At 37.4% G+C, this 4,642-nt stretch carries 6 protein-coding genes; 3 read left to right on the top strand and 3 right to left on the bottom strand.

The features are described 5' to 3' along the window. Positions 1 to 302: 302 nt before the first annotated feature. The 3 genes from A9Z07_RS03945 to yaaA are packed head-to-tail and all read right to left on the bottom strand — an operon-like array spanning position 303 to position 2,000. Entirely contained in the window at positions 303 to 923 is a 621-nt protein-coding gene (locus A9Z07_RS03945) for a metal-dependent hydrolase (protein WP_069576953.1), read from the bottom strand. 9 nt (positions 924 to 932) lie between these two features. Beyond that, entirely contained in the window at positions 933 to 1,196 is a 264-nt protein-coding gene (locus A9Z07_RS03950; RefSeq protein WP_005257942.1) for a hypothetical protein, read from the bottom strand. A 21-nt stretch (positions 1,197 to 1,217) separates the two neighbouring features. After that, positions 1,218 to 2,000, bottom strand: coding sequence for a peroxide stress protein YaaA (yaaA, locus tag A9Z07_RS03955; protein ID WP_069576956.1), 783 nt, complete (start codon positions 1,998 to 2,000; stop codon positions 1,218 to 1,220). Between the two features lie 125 nt (positions 2,001 to 2,125). Between yaaA and A9Z07_RS03960 the strand changes: the two genes are divergently transcribed. The 3 genes from A9Z07_RS03960 to A9Z07_RS03970 all read left to right on the top strand — a co-directional run. Further along, positions 2,126 to 2,755, top strand: a complete 630-nt coding sequence (locus A9Z07_RS03960) for an alpha/beta hydrolase (RefSeq protein ID WP_069576961.1) — start codon at positions 2,126 to 2,128, stop codon at positions 2,753 to 2,755. A gap of 90 nt (positions 2,756 to 2,845) precedes the next feature. Next, positions 2,846 to 3,916 carry a DUF2157 domain-containing protein gene (locus A9Z07_RS03965; RefSeq protein ID WP_069576966.1) on the top strand — a complete coding sequence of 357 codons (1,071 nt, stop codon included), beginning with the start codon at positions 2,846 to 2,848 and terminating at the stop codon, positions 3,914 to 3,916. A gap of 279 nt (positions 3,917 to 4,195) precedes the next feature. Next, positions 4,196 to 4,642, top strand: a 447-nt coding sequence (locus A9Z07_RS03970; RefSeq protein WP_069576971.1) for a DIP1984 family protein, incomplete at its 3' end; no start/stop codon positions are given.

The raw sequence follows: 4,642 nt of genomic DNA on the forward strand, positions 1-4,642 counted from the left end.
AAGAAAAATGAGAGAAATATTGTCCAAATATTCCAACAAGATACTGAATTACATGAAAAATATGGAACGATAGAAAATTATAAATTAAGAAAATCTGGCTAGTATTCTGGAGATAGTCAAGAACGTACACCATATTATTACTATCATTTCTATATAAAAGGGAATCTAAAAGATGGAGTGGTTGAATTAAAAATTTATGAAAACCAAGGAAAATATGCAATAAAATATATTCAATAAAATCTCAGATTAGGTATATCCTTGAATTTAATTATTTATTCAGAATATCCTTATTAAATGCAGATCTAATTTTCAACAACCTCTCTCAAATTCCCTTTCGCCCTTTGCTCAAAACTCTGTTGAAAATACTCCGTTTGATATAGTGGTTCTGCTTGATAAAAGTGCGCTAAAACTTCTTTTCTTTTAAGGGAGTAAATCCCAGAATCTACCCAAGCATACTCTTTTTGAATCTGTTGTTCATAATCTGCAAAACGTGCTGGAAATGCAGCCAAGATCGCTAAATCAATATCCAGTAAAAATTGCAAATCTAATTCATTAGTCGATGCATGCTTTTGCGTCGCAACAATCCATCGTTTTATTTTTCCAACGATATCTACGGGTAAATCTTGAGCCATATATTGCTCAAATAGCTCTGCACTCTTCAATTCATTATCTTTTGCTTGCGGATCATAAACCGCATCATGGAACCAAAGTGCCAATACAACAGCATTTGCATCATTCAAATTGGCTCGAATCGATTCAAGCAACACCAAACATTCATACAAATGCTGGACTGTATGATAAGCGCGCTGCTTTTCACTATAGGCAGCAATCAACTTGTTAAAAATTTTCTGCGGCTCAGAAAAATGATAATGCTGCTGTAGCTCAAACCATGATTTTTCTAATACGGCTAAATATTGCTGCATTGCCAATTCTCACTGAATTGCTTTATTAAGCCATTTTGCTAAAGATTCAGCATCTTTGCGCTCAAGAAAAAGCTGATACAAAGTGCAGGAACCAAACTCATGTTTTAGTTCCTGCTGGCGCATGGGATGATTACCAAATCGAAATCGTCGAGTACCATCTGTATCTAATGGTAGTGCGTACACTCCATAACTGCGAGGTTCTGTTAAATGCCCTTTAACACAAACTTGATCAGACGATATTGCGTACTTTAATAAATGCTCTTTGGTTAACATCCCACCCTGCCCAAGGTAAACTTACGCTGCGTGTTGCTCATCTCGCTTAAAGACCAACTCTTTATCCGATGAACTTTCAGCATCAAAGTAATAACCTTCACTATCAAATGCTTTTAATTGTTCTACTTGGCTTAATTTATTTTCAATCAAGTATCTTGCCATCAAACCACGCGCTTTTTTCGCATAGAAGCTAATGACTTTATATTTTCCGTTCTTCTGATCCAGAAATACTGGCTTAACAATTTCCGCCTGAATATTCTTTTCATTCACAGACTTATAATATTCGTCAGAGGCTAAATTTACCAATACTTTCGAATTAATTTCAGCTAAATCTTGGTTAATTTGATCTGTAATGATGCTGCCCCAGAATTCATACAGATTATGACCACGGGTATTTTTTAATTTAGTTCCCATTTCCAAACGATACGGCATCATTAAATCCAAAGGACGCAACAATCCATAAAGACCAGACAACATACGCAAATGCTGCTGGGCAAAATCAATATCTTGATCTTTTAAGTGATAAGCATCTAAACCCGTATACACATCACCTTTAAATGCAAACAAGGCTTGACGTGCGTTGGAAAAATCAAAATCAGCATTCCAGTCACGGAAACGCTCTACATTTAAGTTGGCAATTTTCTCGCTTACCGTCATTAACGACGCGATCTCAGTTGCCGAAAGCTTACGACATACATCAATCAACTGTTGTGATTGTGCCAACAAACGTGGTTGGGTATGTGTATCTGTAGGAAGTGCTGTTGTGTAATCAAGTGTTTTAGCAGGAGAAATTAAAGCAAGCATAATCAATCAAACATAAATTTATCTTGGTGAAACTATAACAGTTGATAATTTTTAATGCCAATTCGTGTTTTCATTCTTCATTATCGGTAAAATAGTGGATTCTTCCATTATCCATTGCGTATCTTATGTCTGAGCAATTATTCATCCAAGGTCCTGTTGGTCAAATTGAAATGTTTGTCGATCAACCTCAAGGTGAAGTCACAGGTTTTGCTGTTGTCTGCCATCCACATCCTTTGCAAGGCGGGACACCAAATCATAAAGTTCCTGTGCTACTGGCTCAGATTTTTAATGAAATGGGCTGTGTAGTTTATCGTCCAAGTTTCCGCGGTCTGGCAGGCAGCGAAGGCATACATGATCAAGGACACGGCGAAACTGATGACATCATGGCTGTGATTAAATATGCCCGCGAGAAACATGCAGGACTTACGTTCTACGCTGGTGGTTTTAGCTTTGGTTCTCATGTGTTGGCAAAATGCCAAGCACAACTCAGTGATGAATTACGTCCAAAACAATTGGTGCTCTGTGGTTTACCAACAGGTTCGGTAGTCGATTTACGCCACTATAAAACCCCTGCAATTGACGGTGATATCTTATTTGTTCATGGCGAGCAAGATGACATTACCTTGCTATCAGATATGATTGCATGGGCAAAACCGCAAAAACATCCAATCACGATTTTGCCAGGTGCTAATCATTTCTTTACAGGTTACTTAAAACAGCTCAGACAAGTGATTGCTCGCTTTTTAAAACTGTAGACTTAACAACAAATTACTAAGAAAACTATACGTCTTCTCAATCCAATGTCTGTTATATCAGTATAGATGTACAGACATTCGGGTTCTTTAATGAAATTAAATAAAAAACAAGGACTTTTTTTAAAGCAAACCATTGAACAATGGCAACAACAAGGCACCATTACGCCTGATGTTGCCAATGAGTTAAAGCATAGTTTTTCGATTCGGCCTTTTGACTGGGAACGCTTGGCAAAATACTCATTCTGGATTTCGATGATTTGTGCCGTGATTGCCATTGCCGCAATTACAGCGGATCAGTTCTTGATGGAACTGATTGAAAAAATATTTATTGATTCCAAAATCATTCCTTGTCTGATTTTTGCAGGAGTCGCTGCGGCCTTTTATGGCTTTGCATATCGTCGACGTAAAACCAAACCACTGCATCAATTTAGCAATGAAGCCATAATTTTTGCTGGTGTGCTCTCTACAGCAGCATCTGTGGCTTATTTCGGACAAGCGATTGATACTGGCAGCGGACATTTCTCTTTGTTATTCCTGCTCTCAACCCTCATTTATGCCGCTCTTGCCTTCTGGTTTCCATCCAAACTGATTTGGGTGTTTTCATTACTTTCATTGGGTTCATGGTTTGGAACTGAAACAGGTTATATGTCTGGTTGGGGTGCATATTATCTAGGGATGAACTTCCCTTTACGCTTTGTATTCTTTGGTGGTGTACTGATTGGATTAAGTCTTCTCTTTAAACGTTATGCGCGTTTTAAAGATTTTGCGCACTCAACTTATGTCATGGGATTGCTTTATCTATTTATTGCCTTATGGCTTCTATCAATCTTTGGCAACTATGGTGACTTAAGTAGCTGGTATAACGTTAAACAATATGAGTTGTTGCATTGGGGTGTTTTATTCGCATTTATTGCCATCATTGCAATTGTCTATGGTTTGAAACATGACGATGCCACCTCACGTGGTTTTGGTATCACCTTCTTATTTATCAACCTATATACCAAGTACTTTGAGTTCTTCTGGAATGGTATGCATAAAGCCATTTTCTTTATTATATTGGCAGCATCTTTCTGGTGGCTGGGTCGATATGCCGAAAAACTCTGGAATTTAGAGTTTCTATCTAGCCCATCTCAAAATAAGAAAGATCGTCTAGGGGAATGATTACTGGAAGTCTCTCAAACTAAAGATGTGGAATGCCGTAAAGATGTTATTGTGATTGATAAAATTGCATCGGCTTATAAACCGATCGAAGATGTCATGAAAGCACAATAGGATTTAGTTGAAGTGGTTTATACATTAAGACAACTGGCGTATGTTAAAGGGTGATTTAATGAATCAAGTTGAAATAGGTTTTGATGAGGCTATGCAACATACTCAAGCCTGTGATTCAGACTTTTTACCTGATAATAGTTTTGATTGGAATAAAATAGAGATAGAAAAATGAAACTCGCAGAAGCACTTTTACTTCGAAGTGATCAACAAAAAAAGCTCGCTTCATTAAAACAACGGATCAATGCCAATGTATTGGTACAAGATGGTGATGAACCAAGTGAAGATCCAAATGAGCTAATCAAACAAGTGTTTGCTTTAACCCAAGAAAGCAATCAATTGATTTGTCGTGTTCATTTAACCAATGCACAAGCAAAATTAGAGGATGGCAAAATATTGCTTTTCCTATTAAGCTTACGTGATAATTATGCAGAACAGCATAAGATTCTCGTTGATGCGATTGCCAATACCCATCGTGAATCTGATCGTTATAGTTCACGAGAGATTAAATGGAAGAAGGTTATCCCTGTTTCTAGCTTGCAAAAACAAGCCGATGATATCAGCGCGAAACTACGTGATTTAAATATCAAGATTCAGGCTGCCAATTGGCAGATTGAT

The sequence above is a fragment of the Acinetobacter sp. YK3 genome, from assembly GCF_001729365.1.
GTDB classification, from domain to species: Bacteria; Pseudomonadota; Gammaproteobacteria; order Pseudomonadales; family Moraxellaceae; genus Acinetobacter; species Acinetobacter vivianii.

Excerpts from the sequence above, each read along its gene's own strand:
- yaaA (WP_069576956.1), bottom strand. The coding sequence starts at position 2,000 with ATGCTTGCTTTAATTTCTCCTGCTAAAACACTTGATTACACAACAGCA.
- A9Z07_RS03960 (WP_069576961.1), top strand. The coding sequence starts at position 2,126 with ATGTCTGAGCAATTATTCATCCAAGGTCCTGTTGGTCAAATTGAAATG.
- A9Z07_RS03965 (WP_069576966.1), top strand. The coding sequence starts at position 2,846 with ATGAAATTAAATAAAAAACAAGGACTTTTTTTAAAGCAAACCATTGAA.
- A9Z07_RS03950 (WP_005257942.1), bottom strand. The coding sequence starts at position 1,196 with ATGTTAACCAAAGAGCATTTATTAAAGTACGCAATATCGTCTGATCAA.
- A9Z07_RS03945 (WP_069576953.1), bottom strand. The coding sequence starts at position 923 with ATGCAGCAATATTTAGCCGTATTAGAAAAATCATGGTTTGAGCTACAG.